Source organism: Pseudomonas syringae group sp. 26L6 (assembly GCF_032587815.1).
Taxonomy (GTDB): domain Bacteria; phylum Pseudomonadota; class Gammaproteobacteria; order Pseudomonadales; family Pseudomonadaceae; genus Aquipseudomonas; species Aquipseudomonas amygdali.
Genome location: NZ_JAWHPJ010000057.1, coordinates 1 through 20,070 on the forward strand (window position 1 = coordinate 1; position 20,070 = coordinate 20,070).

Here is a 20,070-nt window from a genome sequence, read left to right on the forward strand (position 1 = left end):
GCGTCCTCTTGCGACGCAGAGCGTCGTGAACTGCATTCCCACGCTGGAGCGTGAGGAACGAGCGGTGTTCTGAAGATTTATCGTTCCTGCAGGCACACCGCAGAGCATCATCGTGCCCATGCTCCGCATGGGCATGCCGGTCTGGACGCTCTGCGTCCTCTTGCGACGCAGAGCGTCGTGAACTGCATTCCCACGCTGGAGCGTGAGGAACGAGAGGTGTTCTGAAGATTGTAGGTACACCGGAGAGCATCATCGTGCCCATTCTCCGCCTGGGCATGCCGGAGAACACTAGCTACTTTGCCCGACTCATAAAAAAAGGCGCCTCGAAAGGCGCCTTTTTGTTTGTCGCAAAAGCAGTATTACTTGCCTGCCCAGCGCTTCAACACCAGCGTAGCGTTGGTGCCACCGAAACCGAAGCTGTTGCTCATGACCAGGTCAAGCTTCGCATCTTCACGCGTCTTGAGCAGGATCGGCATGTCGGCAACTACCGGGTCCAGTTCGTCGATGTTCGCCGAGCCTGCGATGAAGTTGTTTTCCATCATCAGCAGGCAATAGATCGCTTCGTGAACACCGGCGGCACCCAGGGAGTGGCCCGACAGGCTCTTGGTGGAGCTGATCGCCGGAGCTTTGGCGCCGAATACTTCGCGCACACCTTCCATTTCCTTGGCGTCGCCGACCGGAGTCGAGGTGCCGTGGGTGTTGATGTAGTCAATGTCGCCGGAGTTGATATCACCCAGGGCCATCTGCATGCAGCGAATTGCACCTTCACCGCTTGGCGCAACCATGTCATAGCCGTCGGATGTAGCACCGTAGCCGACGATTTCGGCATAGATTTTCGCGCCGCGTGCCAGAGCGTGTTCCAGCTCTTCGACAACGACCATGCCGCCGCCACCGGCAATGACGAAACCGTCACGCTTGGCGTCGTAAGCGCGGGAGGCTTTTTCCGGCGTCTCGTTGTACTGAGTGGACAGTGCGCCCATTGCGTCGAACAGGAACGACTGGCTCCAGTGCTCTTCTTCGCCGCCACCGGCAAAGACGATGTCCTGTTTGCCCAGCTGGATCTGCTCGACAGCGTTGCCGATGCAGTGAGCGCTGGTGGCGCAGGCGGACGAAATGGAGTAGTTCACGCCCTTGATCTTGAACGGCGTGGCCAGGCAGGCCGAAACGGTGCTGCCCATGGTCCGCGTGACACGGTAAGGGCCGACGCGCTTGACGCCTTTTTCGCGCAGGGTATCCAGCGCTTCCATCTGGTTCAGGGTCGATGCGCCGCCGCTGCCAGCGATCAGGCCGGTACGCACGTTGGAAACCTGTTCCTCGGTAAGACCCGAATCAGTGATTGCGTCTTTCATCGCCAGGTAGGCATAAGCTGCCGCATGACCGACGAAGCGAAAGATCTTGCGATCGATCAGCTCTTCCAGATTCAGGTCGATGGAGCCGGAAACCTGGCTGCGCAGACCCATTTCGGCATATTCCGGGTTGAAGCGGATGCCAGGGCGGTTAGCACGCAGGTTAGCGGTGACGGTCTCTTTGTCATTGCCCAAGCAGGAAACAATACCCAGACCAGTGATAACGACGCGGCGCATGCGAGTACCCTTAGAAATTTTCAGTGGAAGTAAACACGCCGACCCGAAGGCCTTCGGCGGTATAGATTTCACGACCGTCGACACTCACTGAACCGTCGGCGATGGCCAGGTTCAGTTTGCCTTTCAGGACGCGCTTGATATGAATGTTGTAGGTGACTTTTTTGGCGGTAGGCAGCACCTGACCGAAAAACTTCACCTCGCCCGAGCCCAGGGCGCGGCCACGGCCGGGGTTGCCCTGCCAGCCAAGATAGAAACCAACCAGTTGCCACATGGCGTCAAGGCCCAGGCATCCAGGCATCACCGGATCACCTTCAAAGTGGCAGGCAAAAAACCACAGGTCCGGGTTGATATCCAGTTCGGCGACCAATTCACCCTTGCTGAACTTGCCACCTTCGTCGCTGATGTGTGTGATGCGATCGACCATCAGCATGTTGGGGGCGGGCAGTTGCGCATTACCTGGGCCGAACAGCTCGCCACGACTGCAGCGCAGCAGGTCTTCCCGGGTAAAGGCGTGTTGTTTGGTCATGCGAGCTCCTCAATAATCTCGTGCGGCAGGTTGTGGCGTCACTGGCTAGAACGCTGGTCCTGTCGTACCAATTCGCCAGGACCCTGTCCGGCAGCCTACTCATAGACTGTTGCGTTGTAATGAAAGTCACAGCTCAGGTGGAAATCAAGGTACACCTGTTCACTGAATTTTGTCATTCAGCCGATTTTGCTGGCTGATTTGCGTGCCAAGACTGCCGCAATTTAACATTTATCGCCAGTCACAGGTGCGTCAAAGGGCAGCCAGCGGTGTAAAAGCTGCTGTAAATCAGCGTGTTTGAAAGGTTTAGCCAGGTAATCATCCATACCTGCCTGTAAACACGCGTCCCGATCACCCTGCAGTGCATTGGCAGTCAGGGCAATGATTGGGATTCGTTCCAGGCCGGAAAGTTGCCTGATTCGACGTGTGGCTTCATAGCCGTCCATGACCGGCAGTCGGCAATCCATGAGAATCAGTGCGTGGTTTCCCGCACTTGCCTTCATCACCGCTTCGGCGCCGTCCACCGCCACGTCGACTTCGCAGCCCAGATTACGCAACATGGCCTGCACCACGGTGCGATTCACCGGGTTGTCCTCGACCAGCAATATGCTGCGCTCCTTGCCATGTGCATCGAGTACAGACAGCGGCTTGGCGATATCCACTGAAACATCGCGTGAAACGGGCAGCGGGATTTGCAGCGTGAACACAGAGCCCGAACCCTCCTGGCTCTCGGCACGCAATGTACCGCCCATGCGTTCGGCAAGGGTACGGGCAATCGGCAGTCCCAACCCCGTGCCGCCGTAGCGCCTGGAAATCGAGCTGTCGGCCTGTTTGAACGCATCGAACATCGACTCCAGTCGCTCGGCGTCGATACCAATGCCGCTGTCATGCACTGCACAGGTAAAGTGCAGTTGGTCATTGTCGAGCATCGCCCATTGGGCGACAACGCTGACCTTGCCTTGCTCGGTAAATTTAAGTGCGTTGCCGATCAGATTCACCAGGATCTGCCTGATCCGGGTCGGGTCGCCTGTGACGGTCACTGTGTCCAGTCCAGGCTGAATATGCAGTTCCAGTAGCAGCTCGCGTTGCAGCGCGCTGTGGTTGAACGCGTGGGTCGAGGCACTGACCAGTTCGGCCAGATTGAACGCTATGCCTTCCATTTGCAGGGCATCGCGTTCAATGCGGGAAAAATCGAGAATGTCGTTGATGACCCGTAGCAGGTGCTCGGTTGACTCGGTCGCCAGCGTCGCATACTCGCTTTGCTCAGCGGTCATGCGCGTGGTTTCCATCAGTTGCAGCATGCCCAGTACGCCGTTCATGGGGGTTCGCAACTCGTGACTCATCATTGCCAGAAAATCCGACTTGGCGCGGTTGGCCTGTTCGGCTTCCTCACGTGTCTGGATCAACTGCGCCACCGAGCGCTGCTGTTCAAGGCTGGTGCGGTGCAGGTTCTCTGCCAGATTGTTGATGTGCCGCGCCAGTGCGCCTAACTCGGCATCGTCGCTGACCGGCAGGGGCACATGGTAGTCGCCCTGCTGAATCGCCTTGAGGGCTTCGCCCATTTCCTTGACGGGTCTTGACAGGCTCAAGGCCAGGCCGCGGGCCAGCAAAAAAGCGAACAGCAACGCGCCCAGCGCCAGAACACCGGCCTTGAGCAATATTTCCTGTTGCCGTCGACTGAAGGCTTCATTGGACATCCCGACCAATACTCGTCCCAGATAGCTCTGCGACGTATTTTCAGGTGCCTGGCGATTGCCTTTGGGCGACGTGGCGGGGTGACTGTTAGCCTTTGCGCGCTGTGGGTAGACGGAGGCCTGGAATATTTCCATCTGCCGTACCAACTGCTCGTTTTCGCGGGGCTGATCTATGTAGATCATGGCCGTATTGGAGCTGTCCTGAATCTCTACATAGCGAACGCTGGGCATGGACAGGGTGGCGCGCATCAACGCCTTCAACCCATCGATATCGCCTGTCGCCACACCCGGTTCGACGGCCATGGCCAATTGATTGGCGATGAGCTGCCCGGTGTGATTGAGCTCCTGACGCAAGTCCTGAATACGCACGAAGGTGAAAAAACTGATCAGCAGAGCCGTCAACAACAGGGCAGGGCCCAGGCTGATGATCTGAGTGCGGGTATTGATATCCCAGTGCCGAAATTTCATCGGCTGCGTGCCTTGCGCGCAATGCTTTGCGCTGGTGACTCGATTGATGCGTCCATGCCTGTTCGCCCGTTGGTCGCGACCCGGTCCGGCTGTGCAGCGCAGTGCCGGGTGTCTCGATAATTCATGCTGTGCACGCATGTTAACCGAGATAGCGCGCGTTTCCAGCGAACTTGTTGTCGCATGCCGCCCTGCATGCTCGACAGATCAGCTTTGTTGCTGGCCGATACCGCGGCGCTCCGTATAATGCTGGCATCGCCACTTGCATGGCTCTGGATGGATAGTTTTATGACCACACAGCAACCAGTCGCGGTTCTTGGTGGTGGCAGCTTCGGCACTGCCATTGCAAATCTGCTGGCCGAGAACGGCCATCAGGTTCTCCAGTGGATGCGTGATCCGGAGCAGGCGCAGGCGATTCGCGTCAACCGTGAGAACCCCCGTTACCTCAAGGGCGTCAAGGTTCGGCCCGAAGTCGAGCCGGTAACCGACATCACCGCCACGCTTGAGGCCTGCGAGCTGATTTTCGTCGCTCTGCCTTCAAGCGCACTGCGCGCGGTACTCTCGCCCCATGTCGAGCGCCTGAACGGCAAGATGCTGGTCAGCCTGACCAAAGGTATTGAAGCGCAGAGCTTCAAATTGATGAGCCAGATCCTCGAAGAGATCGTTCCCCAGGCGCGTATCGGCGTATTGTCCGGGCCCAACCTGGCCCGGGAGATCGCCGAGCATGCGTTGACCGCCACCGTGGTTGCCAGCGAAGACGAGGCGCTGTGTCAGCAGGTCCAGGCCGCGCTGCATGGTCGTACTTTTCGGGTCTATGCCAGCAACGACCGGTTTGGTGTAGAGCTGGGTGGGGCATTGAAGAACGTCTACGCAATTATCGCTGGCATGGCCGTAGCGCTGGACATGGGCGAAAACACCAAGAGCATGCTGATCACCCGGGCGCTGGCCGAAATGACCCGTTTTGCGGTCAGTCAGGGTGCCAACCCGATGACCTTTCTCGGCCTGGCCGGGGTGGGCGATCTGATCGTCACCTGCTCCTCACCCAAAAGTCGCAATTATCAGGTCGGGTTTGCGCTGGGCCAGGGGCTGACGCTGGAGGAGGCGGTCACTCGTCTGGGCGAAGTAGCCGAGGGCGTGAACACGCTCAAGGTGCTCAAGGTCAAAGCGCAGGAGGTTCAGGTCTATATGCCGTTGGTCGCCGGGCTGCATGCGATTCTTTTTGAAGGCCGTACGCTCAGTCAGGTCATCGAGGCGTTGATGCGTGCCGAGCCCAAGACGGACGTCGATTTCATTTCGATTACCGGCTTTAATTGAACTCATTCCGATCAGGGAGAACGTCTTGAACGAGTCGAAAATCCAGCATAACGAATCGATCCTGCTGCGCATTCTATGGATGCTGCTGTTTCTGGGTGTATGGCACGTTGCACAGATCATTCTGGCGGGCGTAGTGCTGGTGCAATTGGTTTATCGCCTTATCTATGGCGCACCGAATGGCGGCCTGATGAATTTCGGCGACAGTGTCAGCCAGTACCTGGCCCAGATTGGTCGTTTCGGGACGTTTCACAGCGACCATAAGCCCTGGCCCTTCGCCGACTGGCCAGCGCCGCGCGCCCCTGAAGGCGAGGCGGCTCATCATGTTCCGCCAGCGCCGCATCCGGTGCGTGACGAAGAGCCAAAACTGTGAAGGTCTGGGTATTGCGTCACGGCGAAGCGCAGTCGCGGGCGCGCAGTGATGCCGAACGCGAGCTTACGGCACACGGGCGTGAAGAAGTGCTCAAAAGTGCACTGCACCTGAGTGACAAGTCGGTGCAGCGGATCATCGCCAGCCCCTATGTTCGTGCACAGCAGACTGCCGAGCTGGTACGTCAGTCGCTGGGGGTCAATGACCCGGTCGTGACGGTGCCCTGGCTGACGCCGGACAGCAGCCCGCGTGAGGTGTTGCTCCAGCTGGACAAGCTGGGCGTCGATGAAGTGCTGCTGGTCAGTCATCAACCCTTGGTGGGCGAATTGATCGGCGTAATGGCTCACGGCAGTCCGCAGCAGGCCGAGCCTATGAGTACCGCCAGTCTGGCCGAGCTGGAAGGCGAGTTCGTGCTGGCTGGCGCAATGCAGCTCAACAGCGTTCGACACGTTTGAAACGGTCTGTTCGAGTAATGAACCACCGCGAACGCGGCCCACTTTGAAAAAGGATTTAACATGAGTGTATGGCGTCAGGCTCCTGATATCGAAGCCCTTATGGCGGCTCAGAAAAGCACTATTGGCGAGGTGCTGGATATCCGCTTCGAATCGTTCACGGACGATTCCCTGACGGCCAGCATGGTCGTCGATCAGCGTACCCATCAGCCTTTCGGGCTGCTGCATGGCGGTGCATCCGTGGTGCTGGCCGAGTCTCTGGGGTCGATGGCCAGCTACCTGATTGTCGACCCGAGCAAGTATTTTTGCGTCGGGCTCGAGGTCAACGCCAACCATCTGCGCGGCGTGCGTACCGGACGTGTAACCGGTGTTGTACGTCCCGTGCACATCGGCCGCACCACCCATGTATGGGACATCCGCATCAGCACCGAAGAAGGCAAGCTCAGCTGCATATCGCGTCTGACCGTGGCGGTTGTGCCACATGGCCAGGAGCCGCCTGCCCGCTGAGTTCATGCGCCTGATTTGTGGATGGCCGGAGTGCCATCTGCGATGGCAGTTCCAGTCATTGCTGTTGCTTGAAGCGGCTGCGCACAATTGCGGCTCGTACGGCCTCTGGAAGTATCGGTATGTCGCAGCCCGTGTTCTTCGCTCACGCCAACGGTTTTCCATCGGCTACCTATGGAAAGCTGTTCTGCGCGCTGGCACCGGAATATGCCGTCATGCACCTTGATCAGCATGCTCACGACCCGCGCTTTCCGGTGGATGACAACTGGCTGAACCTGGTCGATGAGCTGATCCATCATCTGCGTGAGCAGCCCGGCCCGGTATGGGGTGTGGGGCACTCGCTGGGCGGGGTTCTGCACCTGCATGCCGCGCTGCGCTGTCCGCAACTTTATCGTGGCGTGGTGATGCTGGATTCGCCGGTGCTGGGTCTGGCTGATCAGTTGTTCATCCGCGCAGCCAAACGTCTGGGTTTCATTGACCGCATCACGCCAGCGGGCCGCACACTGGGCCGTCGCGAGGCATTTGCCGATCTGGACGCAGCCCGCACCTATTTTGCCAGCAAGACCCTGTTTCGCCGTTTCGATCCCGACTGCCTGACCGCTTACCTTGAACACGGCCTGCAGCAGGATGGCGAGCAGTTGCGTCTGCGCTTTGACCCGGCGACGGAAATCAGTATTTACCGCAGCATTCCTCACACCAGCCCAATACCATCGCGGCAGCTCAAGGTACCGCTGGCCATGGTGCGTGGCCAACACAGCCGGGTGATCATGCCTCATCATGGTTACCTTGCCCGACGCATGCGCGAAGGCGAATACCTGTCCATGCCCGGAGGGCACATGTTTCCACTTGAACGACCGTATGAAACGGCGTTGCTGCTCAAGACGCTATTTGCTCGCTGGAACGCCCGCAGCGCCTCCAGGGCCAGTGCATGACGCTTGCGGTGGAGGAAGTGCGCCTGAGCCTGGGGCATATCGAGCTGGCGGCTCATCTGTACGGCCCCAAGGACGGTCAGCCGGTTATCGCGCTGCACGGCTGGCTCGACAACGCCAACAGTTTCGCCCGGCTCGCACCACGTCTTGAGGGGCTACAGGTCGTGGCGCTGGACCTGGCGGGGCACGGTCATTCTGATCACCGACCGGCAGGCTCGTCCTATACACTGGCTGATTATGCATTCGACGTGCTGCGCGTCGCCGAGCAACTTGGCTGGCAGCGCTTTGCCCTGTTGGGGCACTCGCTGGGCGCGATCATCTCTGTGTTGCTGGCAAGCTCGCTACCCGAGCGGGTCACGCGCCTGGCGCTGATCGACGGTCTGCTGCCATTGACGGGCAAGGCCGAATCCGCCGCCGAGCGAATGGGTGCCGCCATGCAGGCGCAACTCGAACTGGCGAACAAGAAAAAACCGGTTTATCAGGATCAGGATCGAGCCATTCAGGCGCGGATGAAAGGCGTGGTGGCGGTCAGTCGCGAGGCGGCCGAGCTGCTGGCTCAGCGGGGTTTGATGCCGGTGCCGGGCGGTTACACCTGGCGCAGCGACAGCCGCCTGACCTTACCCTCCGCAATACGCTTCACGGATCAACAGGCCATGGCGTTCGTTCACGGCATTCGTTGCCCGACGCAATTGGTGGTTGCCTCCGATGGCATGCTGGCGCAAAGGCAGGAGCTGCTGTCAGCGCTACCCTTTGACGTCGAACGGCTGGCCGGTGGGCATCATTTGCACCTGAACGATGAGCACGGAGCACTTTCTGTTGCACACTGTATCAATCGCTTTTTCGCTGCTTCTTGACTTGAGACCGGCAACTGCCGACGCTGGGCGGGTTGAAACAGGAGTCAACCGTGATGGATCAATCCGCAGCCTCTCGCGACCGCCTTGTCGGCGATCTTTTTTATTCTCGCCCCCTGCTTGCCTGCCGATGAGAGCACTCATGCGTTTATCAAGTGTTCCCGTTGCGGCGTTGTGCATGTCGCTGTTCAGCGCTGTCCTTTTCGCTGCCGATGCGCTGGGCAGTCGTGATCTGGAGATTTTGCCCCGTCTGACCGATACCGAAATCGTAGACTATCGTCCTGCCGCCGAGCTTGAGCGTGTCTATCCGATGGGCTCGATCCGCAAGATCAGCGGTCAGTTGCGTTTCGACGGCCAGATCAGTGCACGCGGCACTCTGACGTCGGTTACCTATCAACTGCCTGCCGAACATGCATCCGACGACGCCTTTACCGCCGCTCGTGAAGCCTTGCAGCAGCAGGGTGCAGAATTGCTGTTCTGGTGTCAGGCGCGTGATTGCGGAGAAAGCAGTCTGTGGGCCAACGAGGTGTTTGGTAATGCCAAGCTGTATGGTGCGGACGACCGGCAGGCCTACTTGTTGTTGCGTCTGGCCGAGCCCCGGAGTGAAACCCTCGTCGCGCTATACAGCATCACTCGTGGTAACCGTCGGGCGTACCTGCATGTTGAGCAGTTTGAATCGGCTGCGCCGCTGGGTGAACTGCTGCCAACCTCGGCGACATTGCTGCGCCAACTGAAAAGCACGGGCAAGCTGGTATTGCCCAAGCTGGGTGGCGAGCCACAGGAAGCTTGGGTCACGCTGATTTCCCGCGGTCTGAATCTGGACAGCACGCTGCGCGCAACCGTCTCCGGCCCGAGTGCAAGTGCATGGCGCGACGCTCTGGTGGCCAAGGGCGTGCGCGCTGCGCGTCTGGAAGCGGGCGCTGCCGATAGCCAGGGGCTGGTGATCGAGGTCATCCGCTAACCCTGATGCGTAAGGTTATGGCGAACAATGGCTGACGTCAGCCTTGTTCAGCCTTATGCTCGTGACCTCCGAGCCTATTCGTGGATGCCGCATGTTCAACAATGATCGTTTACTGGTGCAGATTCTGCTGCTCGCGCTATTCGGTGCCTGCCTCTGGGTGATGGCACCTTTCTGGTCGGCACTGATCTGGGGCGCGGTGCTGGCGTTTGCCAGCTGGCCGCTGATGCGTTTGCTGACCCGCTGGTTCAAGGGCCGTGAGTCGTTGGCCGCGCTGGTGATGTGCCTGTGCTGGATGCTGCTGGTCGCGGCGCCGCTGGTATGGCTGGGCTTCAATCTCGCCGACCATGTGCGTGACGCTACAGGCCTGATCAAGGATATTCAGGTCGACGGCTTGCCCGATCCACCGCAGTGGCTGGCGGGTATTCCGCTGGTGGGCGAACGACTGGTAGCGCTGTGGACCACCATCGATCAGCAAGGCGCGGCGTTCATGGCGACGCTCAAACCGCATCTGGGGCAGGTCGGTAACTGGGTGCTGGCACGCAGTGCGCAGATTGGCAGCGGGATTCTGGAACTGACCCTGAGCATCGTCTTCGCCTTCTTCTTTTACAGGGACGGTCCGCGCCTGGCCGCATTCGTGCTCAGCCTGCTGGAGCGCCTGATCGGGGAGCGCGCCCAGTATTATCTGGATCTGGTCGCTGGCACGGTGCAACGCGTGGTCAACGGGGTCATCGGTACGGCAGCGGCCCAGGCGGTACTGGCGCTGATCGGCTTCCTGATCGCGGGCATTCCCGGCGCGTTGGTGCTGGGTATTCTGACTTTTCTGTTCAGTCTGATCCCGATGGGCCCGCCGCTGGTCTGGCTGCCTGCCACTGCCTGGCTGGTCTGGCAGGGCGAGTACGGCATGGCGATATTTCTGGGCATCTGGGGGATGTTCATCATCAGTGGCGTGGACAACGTGCTCAAGCCATACCTGATCAGCAGGGGCGGCAATCTGCCGCTGGTGATTGTCTTGTTGGGTGTGTTCGGCGGATTGCTGGCGTTCGGCTTCATCGGCCTGTTCATCGGCCCGACCCTGCTGGCGGTAGCCTATAGCCTGCTGACCGACTGGGTCGGCAGCGAGCGTGCCCGCAGCAGCCGCTGACGGCGAAAGTTTCCGCCGCACCAGGACGGGCGGCGGAGCCTCGCTTTACGCAGCGGTGTTCAGGTACTTACCGACTGGCTTACTGCTCTGGGTGTCATATTTTTCGCTGAGTGCGGCGATCATCTTGTTCAAGGCCTGAGTCGCAATCTGGTTGGTGTTGCCCTGATCAATGGTGTTGTCACTCTGTTTCAACGCGGCCGACAACTCGGAAGCGCTGATACTGTCGTTGCTATCGCTGTCGAGGGTACTGAACAGGCTGGCGCTGTCAGTGCTGCCGGAGGTGCTCATTTGCGCGGGCGGCATACCGGCAGGGGGCTGTTGCGGTTGCATACCGGCGACCAGCTCTTCAAGGCTGACTGTGCCGTCTTCGTCAGTGTCCAGTGCATCGAACACCTGGTTGCTGTTCGCCGTGCTGCCCGCATTGCTCAGGCCGGTGGTCAGCTCGTCGCTGCTGATCGCGCCATCGCCATCGCTGTCCAGCGAGCCGAGCAGGTCTTCTGCCTGCTCATCGACCGACTGCATGGGCGGCGGCGGTGGCGGTGTCATGGCGGCCAGCTCATCGGCATCCAGGCTGTCATCGTCATTGCTGTCCAGATCGCTGAACGCCTTGCTCAGGCTGACAGTAATGCCGTCCTTGCTGTTCGACGACAAGGCCGAGCTCAGCTCATCCTTGCCGATGCTGCCGTCGCCATCGGTGTCCAGTTTTGCCAGCAACTCTTCCTGAAACTTCTTGCTGTTGGTGCTGGCGGTGGCACTGGTCGAGCTGGTGTAGCTGGAAAAGCTGCTGCTGATCCCGTTGATCATGAGTCTCACTCCCCTGAGATAAATGTGTCCGGTAGCGGTGTACCGGCTTTTGCAGCCTCGGGGCGTCAGTTGTCCTGGAGATTTAAGCTTTGTACGCGGTGTGATACAGAATGTGTCACAGGCGCGGCAGATTCAGTATCGCGGTCAGGCCGCCACCCGGTGTTTGCGCAAGCGTCAGCTCGCCGCCGATTCTTCGCGCAGCCTCACGGGCGATGCTCATGCCCATGCCGATACCGCCGGAGTTGCGGTTGCGCGAACCTTCCAGGCGATAGAACGGCTCAAACACCGCTTCGTGAAATTCAGGGGCAATGCCCGGTCCGTGATCAACGACCGATATGCGTACGCGTTCGGCGCTGTCCTCGATCACGATATGGACGCTACCGGCATAGCGAAGCGCGTTGTCGACCAGGTTCTGCAGGCACGAACGCAGTGCCATCGGTTGTGTTCTGAGCGGCTTGCACTGGCCTTGGTACTGCACATCATCGCCATTGTCCTGCGCATTCTCGGCCTGGGATTCGATCAGCGCCTGCAGGTCGAAGTGCTGCAACGCTTCGCTGCGCCGATGCTCATTGAGGTAGGCGAGCGTGGCGTCGAGCATGCTGATCATGTCGTTGAGGTCCTGAGTCATCTGGCCATGCAGCCTTGGCTCTTCGATCTGTTCAACACGCAGTTTGAGCCGCGAAAGGGGCGTGCGCAGGTCATGGGATACCGCAGCCAGCATGCGCCCGCGCTGCTGCATCTGTTCGCGGATCTTGCGCTGCATGAGGTTGAAGGTCTGCGCAGCCTGGCGTGCTTCCTGCGGGCCGCTTATTTCAAGGGGCGGGCTGTCCAGGTCTTCACTGAGGCGCTCGGCGGCCTCGCTCAGGCGCTGTACCGGGCGGCTCAGTGCCTTGGCGCCATACCATGCAGCAACAATGAGGGTGACGAACTGAAAGAACAGCAGCACCAGCGGGCCACCCGGTGGCGGTCGATGACGTCGCCCTTGATCATCCTGCGAATGCTGCGCGTCTGGGCGGTCATCAGGTGGAGGGCGCATGCCGTATTGGGTGAACCAGATGAAAGCCAGTAAATGCGCCAGCAGAATAGCCAGCAGTGCGCCCCCGAAAAGGCGCGCAAACAGCGTGTCGAACCGGCGGATCAACCCAGCTCCCTGGCATCGAACAAATAGCCTTCACCGCGCACAGTCTTGATCAACTGCGGGTTCTTCGGATCGTCGCCGAGCTTCTGACGCAAACGCGAGACGAGCAAATCGATGCTGCGGTCGAACGCCTCGATCGATCGGCCTCGGGCGGCGTCCAGCAACTGTTCACGGCTAAGCACCCGGTGCGGCCGTTCGAGAAATACGCGCAGCAGACGGAACTCGGCGTTGGACAACGGCACCACCAGACCGTCGGCGGCTGTCAATTGACGCAGCACGCTGTTCAGCCGCCAGGCGTCAAAGCGAATGGTGGTGCGCTGATCGCTGCGTTCGTCGCGTACCCGGCGCAGAATGGTCTGAATACGCGCGACCAGCTCGCGCGGCTCGAACGGCTTGGCCATGTAATCGTCGGCACCCAGTTCCAGACCAATGATCCGGTCAGTCGGTTCGCAGCGGGCGGTCAGCATCAGAATCGGGATGTCCGAGGTGCTGCGCAGCCAGCGGCACAGCGACAGGCCGTCTTCACCGGGCAGCATCAGGTCGAGCACCACCACGTCGAAGGTTTCATCGGTCAATGCCTGACGCATCTGCGTGCCGTCGGTGACGCCACGAGCGTTGATATTGAAGCGCGTCAGGTAATCGCAGAGCAGTTCGCGAATGGCCACATCGTCATCGACAATCAGCGCGCGAACGCTCCAGCGTTGTTCGGTCGATGTGGCATCCAGGGGGGTGTCGGGAAGTGCTTGCATAGTGCGTCTGTCGCCTGCGTGTGCCGCCGTTGTCTGGCCGCTGTTGAAGATCAACGCTGCTCCTCATGCTACTTCGCCGGGAGTTGCGGCGGAAGGGTGACGTGATCGAATGTCGAGGGCATTTCAGAAATGTATCCGGCCTGATACAAAAACTGTCGAATGTGCTTTCCGGCTCGCCCCTGCTACTGGCTACTGGTAGTTCTGACAGTATCCCGTCTCAGGTAACTGCCGTTTAATCAGATGGAGCGCAGGTCCGGATGACCTGTGTGCTGAAAGAGAAGCGCTCATCGAGAGAGCTTTTCACACATCAACCTGCCGCGGGGCTCCTGTGAAGGGAGGGGGGCGGCAATCGGTAGCAAAGGAGTGCTGATTATGGTCGATTCGAAAACAACACTGACACCTGAACAAAGCCAGGCGGCGCGCATCGCGTACAGGCTGGCGCGCAGTCTGCGGGGTATGGACCTCAAGGCAGAGCTCGCAGTGGCGCAAGTGGCCAACATCGTGGACCCGACGGACGGGACGTTGAACAAGGACGTTTTGCTCGGTACATTTCTTGACGTTACTCTCGCCCAGTGGGCGCAGTTGGTCACTGAGGATGGCGCATCCGATACCTTTTTCATCGATTGGGCAGTGGGTGAAGTACCGGCTGACGACGGATTCGTGGAAGTGTTTACAGATACGGTCACTGCGCCAGTGGCCGTTGGCACCTTTCCGAAGCTGATCAACATTCCGCTGGCCACCCTTTCGCCTGGATTCCCCAAACCGGCAGACGGTGTTTACAGTCTTCGCTATCGGATCAGGCAGCCGAACGACCAGGAGACTGTCAGCCCGCTGCTCAAGCTGATCGTCGATACCACGCCGCCCGGCGGGCATGTTGAGCCCGGGCAGATGAGTCTGAACACAGATCAGTTGACCCAGGCGTTTCTGGATGACAATCCGGGCGGTATTGTCGGCACGTTGCCTGACTACGACGACTGGAAACCCGGCGACAAGGTAGCGTTCTATTGGGTTGGCACTCCGTTTCCCGACGAGCCCGCAGATCTGCCGGCTCCTGTCGATGTCGTTGACGTGGCCAGCGCGACGGGTAATAAGGTGACATTCCCGGTTGATATAATTGGCGACTCCAAGGATGAGGCCTACTATGTCGCTTACTTTCTGGTGGACAAAGCGACCAACCGCAGTCCGCTTTCCAACTACAAGCGCATAGAAGTAGCGTTGGGTCTGCTGCCCGACAATCTGAAGGACCCGCTGGTGCCACTGGCGTCGCCTCCGGATAATCTGATCAACCTGCCTGACGCACGAATGGGCGTCGAGGTGCAGATCGAGTCGTTCGATAACTGGAAGCCTACCGATCGTATCGAGGTTACCTGGGGTACAGCAGTACTGTGGCCTGAATACATGGGAGAGGTCCCGCAGTTTCCGTTTTCGGTCAGGGTTCCTGACACGGTGTTGCGTGATCAGTACGTTCAAGCGACTGGCGGTGATCAGCCGACTACAGTGAGTTATCGAGTCCTGCGTGGCGTTGTTCCGTCCGAAGTGAAAAGCATCAGTGTCAATGTCAATTTCTCCACTATCGGACCTGATCCCTTTCCTGATCCTGACTGGCCTGATCCAATCAACGATCAGTTGTTACCGGTCGAGGTCTACGGCGAAGTTTCCAACGAGCTGAATGTCTTGAAGCCGTCGGACGATAAGAAGGATGCCAGTGTCAGATTCAAACTTTATGACCCGCTTCTGCCGGGCGAAGTTGTAGATTTCTACTGGGGCGCAAGCCATGTGCCTGAGGTGCAATACACCGTGGCAGACACTGATGCGGCCGGAAATGAGCGCGAGGTCAAAATACCCTGGAGTTATATCGAATTTGAAGGTAATCGCCCTGATTTGCCGGTTCATTACAGCATTCGTGCCGCCGACTCAGAGAATTCGCAACAATCGCCGGATACGCGGGTCGACGTGAGTGCTGTGGTCATCACTCCCGATGCCCCGGTCTTTGAAGGTACCAGTTCAGGCGGATGGCTGAATTGCACCTCGCTCTATAAGGATCCTGCCAATCCATCCTCAGGAGAGCCAGGTGTGCGGGTGGTCGTTCCTGATCTATCGAACTATCTGGCGGCAGGCGATACCGTCACTCTGTACTGGAACGCTTTTCCGCAGGATCCGAAAGACGATACGCCTATTTCAGGTGCCGCAAAGACCGAAAATATTGTGTTGGGGGACGATTATCCAGTCACGGGCTTTACTTGGCTGGTCACGCCATACGAGATACATCTTCTGCCCACTTATGACCCTGCTGGTCATGGCAGAAACGCGCGCGGGAAGATCAAGTATTCGTTCACTCTGAAGGGCTCCACCATTACCTCACTGGAAACCACTGCCGAGGTGGGTATGTACTGGGCAAATGGATCGTGTCCTATCGTGTAGGGGGCTTTAAAGACGGATCACAGGCAGAAGGTGCCTGCGATCCTCTGCGCGCCGTGTTTTCAGTTATTGCGCCGGCCCAGGTTGCTCCCAAACAGTTTAATGAAGCTGTGCGTATGGGGGCATTTTGCCTACGCTTACCGGTACCTCCCCGTAAATTAACGACTGGCAGAGCCTCAATACCAGAACCTCCCTACATTTACATAGGATACGTCCTACAGAGCATTCAGTTTGATCCCCGTAATCTTCCGGCCTCTTTCTCGTGGCCAGGTTCGGGCAAAGACCACGGGGTTCAACGCCGTTTCATTCAGGTAATACACCATAATGAATGCTCCATTCGCGCTGCTTCCGCTCTCACGAACACTAAAGATCATGGCGTTTCTCTCCCCCTTCCTGTCCAGCAGTTCTGTCTTTGCGCAAACCTCTGTCAATGGCCCCGTGACCATTGAGGCCACGACCCCGCTGGACAGCTATCGGGTGGGCAGCAATGGGGTGCTGACCGCCAATGGCGCGACCACCCTGCAAATATCTACAGTCACCGGCGCGCAGCTGACACTCAATGGCAGTCAGGTCAGCGCGGCTACCGGCACAGCAGTCTCGTTGACCGGGGCAAATGCCTTGATTACCGGAAGCCAGCTGACGGGTGGCGCGGATGGTATGGGGATGGGCAATAACACTGCGCAACTGGTTGGCTCCACGGCAACGGTTATCGGCAGCACGATCACGGCAACCAATCGTGGCGTTAATGCCGGCTCGCTCGCCAATCTGACACTGGAGCACAGCGCAGTAACGGCCACGGGCACCAACGGCAGAGGCGTGGAGATGTTTGACTCCACTGTGAAGGCGTCCGACAGCACCATCACCGGGCAGCAATATGGGATCCGTATGCGTGCCGACCCCGGCGTGCCCTCGAGCAATCTATTGACCCTGGAAGGGACCCGGGTCGAAGGTGTCACGGATTCGGCACTGATTGTCGGAACGCCCACCGGGGCGCCTGCCACTGCCACTATTTTCGTCAAAAATGGCTCCACGCTGACCGGCGGCAACGGCAAGATACTGGAGCTGATCAACGGTTCTACAGCCAATATGACCGTCGACAACAGTCAATTGCTGGGCGACATATTCGCTGACGCAGGCAGTACTGCTGGCCTGGTATTACAAAACAATGCAACCCTGACCGGACGTCTGCAGAACGTCGCCAGTTTTTCGCTTGCCAGCGGGGGGCAGTGGACGATGGTCGAAAACAGCCAGGTGGGTAACGTTTCCATGAATGGCGGGTCGGTCAGGTTTGGTGACGCGGCCTCGTTTTACACCTTGTCACTTGCAAGCCTGTCAGGGAGCGGCACGTTCATGATGGACGTGGATTTCGGCGGCGCGGCCACAGACTTTCTGGATATCACCGGCAATGCAACCGGCAGCCATTCCTTGCTTATCGGCAGCACCGGTACCGATCCTCTCAGTGACACCTCTCTGCACGTAGTACATGCCGCAGCCGGCGATGCCAGTTTTTCCCTGGCAGGCGGCGCCGTGGATCTGGGGGCATGGTCCTATGACCTGATCAAGCATGGCGCAAACGACTGGTATCTGGACACCGCCACCCGAACCATCAGCCCGGGCGCACAGACTGTCATGGCGTTGTTCAATACCGCACCGACTGTCTGGTACGGAGAGTTGAGCACGTTACGTTCGCGCATGGGTGAGTTGCGCATGGACCAGGCCCGTTCCGGTGGCTGGATGCGTACCTACGGCAACAAATTCAATGTCGCCGACGCCTCGGGCTTCGGATATCAGCAGGTTCAGAGCGGTGTTGCTCTTGGCGCAGATGGCAAGCTGCCTGTGGGGTCGGGGCAATGGCTGGCGGGTGTCATGATCGGACAGAGCACGTCCGACCTCAGCCTGGATCACGGTGCCAGTGGCAAGGTCGACAGCTACTCGCTGGGCGCTTACAGCACTTGGCTGGACAGCGAGAGCGGCTACTACGTCGATGGCGTGATCAAACTCAATCAGTTCAAAAACAAGGCCAGAGTCAATCTCAGCGATGGTTCCCGCACGCGCGGCAACTACGACAATCTGGGGGTTGGCGCGTCACTGGAGCTGGGGCGGCACATCAAACTGGACAACGGTTATTTTCTCGAACCCTATACCCAACTGGCGGGCCTGGTCGTTCAGGGCAAGGACTATGCACTGGATAACGGTATGCATGCTGAAGGTGACCGCAGCCGGTCGCTGCTCGGCAAGGTCGGTACGACGGCGGGGCGCAGTTTTGATGTGGGCAAGGGGCGTACGCTACAACCTTACGTGCGGGTTGCCGTGGCTCACGAATTCGTCAACAGGAACGAGGTCAAGGTCAACGACAACATGTTCAATAACGACCTCTCTGGTTCCCGTGGCGAATTGGGTGCGGGCGTTTCGGTGTCGCTATCTGACAACCTGCAGCTGCATGCTGATTTCGATTACAGCAACAGCGATGCCATCGAACAGCCGTGGGGTGCCAGTGCAGGCTTGCGTTACAGCTGGTAGTGACAGTGAAGCGACTGGCGCTGATGCGCCAACGGTCCTATCACTTGTGCCAGTATCCGCAAAAAAAAACAGGGTGTTAACTGACAGGCATGGCGGTCGGCAAACGGGTCGGCCACCGCTTTCTCGTGCTGGAGGCCCGGCTCATGTCTGTCATTTCAAAGTGGATCGAACGGATCAGAATCCTTTTCTGGCCGGCTTCATGGCGCAAGAGCGTGCTGCTTGCGCCGCCCTTGATCGCCGAACTCCTCCCTGACGTACCCGGCGGCGAACCCAATCTGCTTCCCAGCAGTGCCTGGCTCGTGCCGTTGCGGGTCGATTTTCCCATGTGGCAAAACTCCGGGCCCAGCCTGGACTACCCTGAGTATCTGCGCGTGTACTGGAATGACGTGCTGCTGGACGAGAAGGTCTGGACCGGACCTGTACAGCCTGACGATCTGTTCATCATGATCGCGCAGCAACACCTTGGCGAAGGCCGGCATCGACTCCGTTATAGCGTCCAGACCGCGAACCAGATGCTGACTGAATCCGAAACACTGGCCTTTGTCATTGATAAAACGGCACCGGTATTCGCAGACGAAGAGGCGCTGATTTTTCCGCAGGAAATCGTCAGCGACGGTCTTACCGCGGCCTGGCTGAACACTCATGACGACACCGTGCTGGCCGAAGTGCCCGCGTATTTTTCGCCGAGCCCCGGGGATCTCGTTATCTGGTACTGGAGCAGTACGCTGACGGGCTCGGAGCACACCGGAACCCTGACGCTTGAAGCGTCCGACATCGGTAGCACGATTAGTATTGCCTTCGACAAGCAAATGGTTCTAGAGAGTGGCGACGGCATGCGTTATGTGTCCTACAGGCTGAAGGATCGCTCGGGGAATGCCGGGCCCCGTGCGCTGGCTGTTTCGCTGCTGGTGTGCGCTCAGCCAGCACCCCGTGTGCTGCCACCCCCGCTGGTTCAGAAGGCCACAGGCCGGCCAAGCGCCAGTACGCTCGATCCGGTAAATGCTTATCGGGGCGCAGTGGTATCGATACCCGAGAATGCCGTGATTGCTCCCGGTGACACCGTCCGCGTTCAGTGGGCCGAGCCCGGTAGTGTGGGTTCCTTTCTTACGGAGGTAGCAGACTCGAGGCTGTTCAACGTGCCTTCCACTCAGATTGCCCAGCATTTCGGCAAGTCGATCCCGGTGTACTACGAGGTGTTCGAAAATAGCGCCGACCCACCTTATCTTTCGGACCGGCATACTCTGACTATTCTGGGGATGACAGGCTTTCCAGTCGTGCAGTGTGACAAGGTCTCCGGAGCGATTCTGAGCCTGCAGGACATTCCCGAGGGAGGCTACGCACAGTTCACGCTCGACAGTTGGTCATTCATGGGCACTGATCAGTTCATCACCATTGATGTGCGTGGTGTCAGCGGTGCTGATGATGAGTTGTTGATCGTTAACGTTCTGGATGAATACCCGGTGCCGCGGGTGGCCGATAGAATCGACGCCGGTGTTATCAGCAAAACGGATTTGAAGGCATTTAATATCGACACTCAGCTGGATGTCCGGGTGCGTGTGAGTTTCGACCAGACGCTCTCCTGGCAGTCTTTCCCTTCGCTCAGACCAATGTTGTACCCCTGAGGAGGTCATGGACCGCCAGGTTGGCAGTCCACGGC

17 protein-coding genes are annotated in these 20,070 nt (G+C 58.9%); 11 read left to right on the top strand and 6 right to left on the bottom strand.

The window, feature by feature from the left end:
- Positions 1-359 precede the first annotated feature (359 nt).
- The 3 genes from fabB to RYA97_RS24980 all read right to left on the bottom strand — a co-directional run bounded on the left by fabB (position 360) and on the right by RYA97_RS24980 (position 4,268).
- Positions 360-1,583 carry a beta-ketoacyl-ACP synthase I gene (fabB, locus tag RYA97_RS24970; protein ID WP_002552988.1) on the bottom strand — a complete coding sequence of 408 codons (1,224 nt, stop codon included), beginning with the start codon at positions 1,581-1,583 and terminating at the stop codon, positions 360-362.
- 10 nt (positions 1,584-1,593) lie between these two features.
- Entirely contained in the window at positions 1,594-2,109 is a 516-nt protein-coding gene (gene fabA / locus RYA97_RS24975) for a 3-hydroxyacyl-[acyl-carrier-protein] dehydratase FabA (protein WP_002552989.1), read from the bottom strand.
- A 221-nt stretch (positions 2,110-2,330) separates the two neighbouring features.
- Positions 2,331-4,268, bottom strand: coding sequence for an ATP-binding protein (locus RYA97_RS24980; protein WP_005745261.1), 1,938 nt, complete (start codon positions 4,266-4,268; stop codon positions 2,331-2,333).
- Positions 4,269-4,553: 285 nt separating this feature from the next.
- Between RYA97_RS24980 and RYA97_RS24985 the strand changes: the two genes are divergently transcribed.
- From RYA97_RS24985 to RYA97_RS25020, 8 genes are all read left to right on the top strand, one after another.
- Positions 4,554-5,579, top strand: coding sequence for an NAD(P)H-dependent glycerol-3-phosphate dehydrogenase (locus tag RYA97_RS24985; RefSeq protein WP_005745262.1), 1,026 nt, complete (start codon positions 4,554-4,556; stop codon positions 5,577-5,579).
- A 25-nt stretch (positions 5,580-5,604) separates the two neighbouring features.
- Complete coding sequence (locus RYA97_RS24990) at positions 5,605-5,949, top strand: DUF4389 domain-containing protein (protein WP_004658921.1); 345 nt, start codon at positions 5,605-5,607, stop codon at positions 5,947-5,949.
- Positions 5,946-6,401, top strand: a complete 456-nt coding sequence (sixA, locus tag RYA97_RS24995; protein ID WP_005745263.1) for a phosphohistidine phosphatase SixA — start codon at positions 5,946-5,948, stop codon at positions 6,399-6,401. The genes RYA97_RS24990 and sixA overlap by 4 nt, the downstream gene beginning before the upstream one ends.
- 60 nt (positions 6,402-6,461) lie before the next feature.
- Positions 6,462-6,905 carry a hotdog fold thioesterase gene (locus tag RYA97_RS25000; protein ID WP_005745264.1) on the top strand — a complete coding sequence of 148 codons (444 nt, stop codon included), beginning with the start codon at positions 6,462-6,464 and terminating at the stop codon, positions 6,903-6,905.
- A 119-nt stretch (positions 6,906-7,024) separates the two neighbouring features.
- Complete coding sequence (locus RYA97_RS25005; protein WP_005745265.1) at positions 7,025-7,834, top strand: alpha/beta fold hydrolase; 810 nt, start codon at positions 7,025-7,027, stop codon at positions 7,832-7,834.
- Positions 7,831-8,685, top strand: a complete 855-nt coding sequence (locus RYA97_RS25010) for an alpha/beta fold hydrolase (protein WP_005779928.1) — start codon at positions 7,831-7,833, stop codon at positions 8,683-8,685. Before RYA97_RS25005 ends, RYA97_RS25010 begins: the two co-directional genes overlap by 4 nt.
- Before the next feature lie 139 nt (positions 8,686-8,824).
- Positions 8,825-9,643: a DUF4892 domain-containing protein gene (locus RYA97_RS25015; RefSeq protein ID WP_198661929.1), complete on the top strand. Its 819-nt coding sequence runs from the start codon at positions 8,825-8,827 to the stop codon at positions 9,641-9,643.
- Between the two features lie 91 nt (positions 9,644-9,734).
- On the top strand, positions 9,735-10,784 hold the full coding sequence (locus RYA97_RS25020) for an AI-2E family transporter (RefSeq protein WP_005745269.1): 1,050 nt from the start codon (positions 9,735-9,737) through the stop codon (positions 10,782-10,784).
- Between the two features lie 45 nt (positions 10,785-10,829).
- Here the strand turns inward: RYA97_RS25020 and xopAW are convergent, their stop codons facing one another.
- The 3 genes from xopAW to RYA97_RS25035 all read right to left on the bottom strand — a co-directional run bounded on the left by xopAW (position 10,830) and on the right by RYA97_RS25035 (position 13,475).
- The gene (xopAW, locus tag RYA97_RS25025; RefSeq protein ID WP_005745270.1) at positions 10,830-11,588 is read right to left on the bottom strand and encodes an EF-hand domain-containing protein; all 759 of its coding nucleotides are present in this window, start codon (positions 11,586-11,588) and stop codon (positions 10,830-10,832) included.
- A gap of 115 nt (positions 11,589-11,703) precedes the next feature.
- The gene (locus RYA97_RS25030; RefSeq protein WP_117139866.1) at positions 11,704-12,729 is read right to left on the bottom strand and encodes a sensor histidine kinase; all 1,026 of its coding nucleotides are present in this window, start codon (positions 12,727-12,729) and stop codon (positions 11,704-11,706) included.
- Positions 12,726-13,475 (bottom strand): response regulator, encoded by a 750-nt coding sequence (locus tag RYA97_RS25035; RefSeq protein ID WP_004661894.1) that lies wholly within the window; start codon positions 13,473-13,475, stop codon positions 12,726-12,728. The genes RYA97_RS25030 and RYA97_RS25035 overlap by 4 nt, the downstream gene beginning before the upstream one ends.
- Before the next feature lie 372 nt (positions 13,476-13,847).
- Here RYA97_RS25035 and RYA97_RS25040 point away from each other — a divergent pair, with 372 nt between their 5' ends.
- From RYA97_RS25040 to RYA97_RS25050, 3 genes are all read left to right on the top strand, one after another.
- Positions 13,848-15,896, top strand: coding sequence for a hypothetical protein (locus tag RYA97_RS25040; RefSeq protein WP_117139865.1), 2,049 nt, complete (start codon positions 13,848-13,850; stop codon positions 15,894-15,896).
- Between the two features lie 321 nt (positions 15,897-16,217).
- Complete coding sequence (locus tag RYA97_RS25045; protein ID WP_081003807.1) at positions 16,218-18,413, top strand: autotransporter outer membrane beta-barrel domain-containing protein; 2,196 nt, start codon at positions 16,218-16,220, stop codon at positions 18,411-18,413.
- Positions 18,414-18,502: 89 nt separating this feature from the next.
- Positions 18,503-20,035, top strand: a complete 1,533-nt coding sequence (locus tag RYA97_RS25050; protein WP_117139864.1) for a hypothetical protein — start codon at positions 18,503-18,505, stop codon at positions 20,033-20,035.
- Positions 20,036-20,070: the final 35 nt, after the last annotated feature.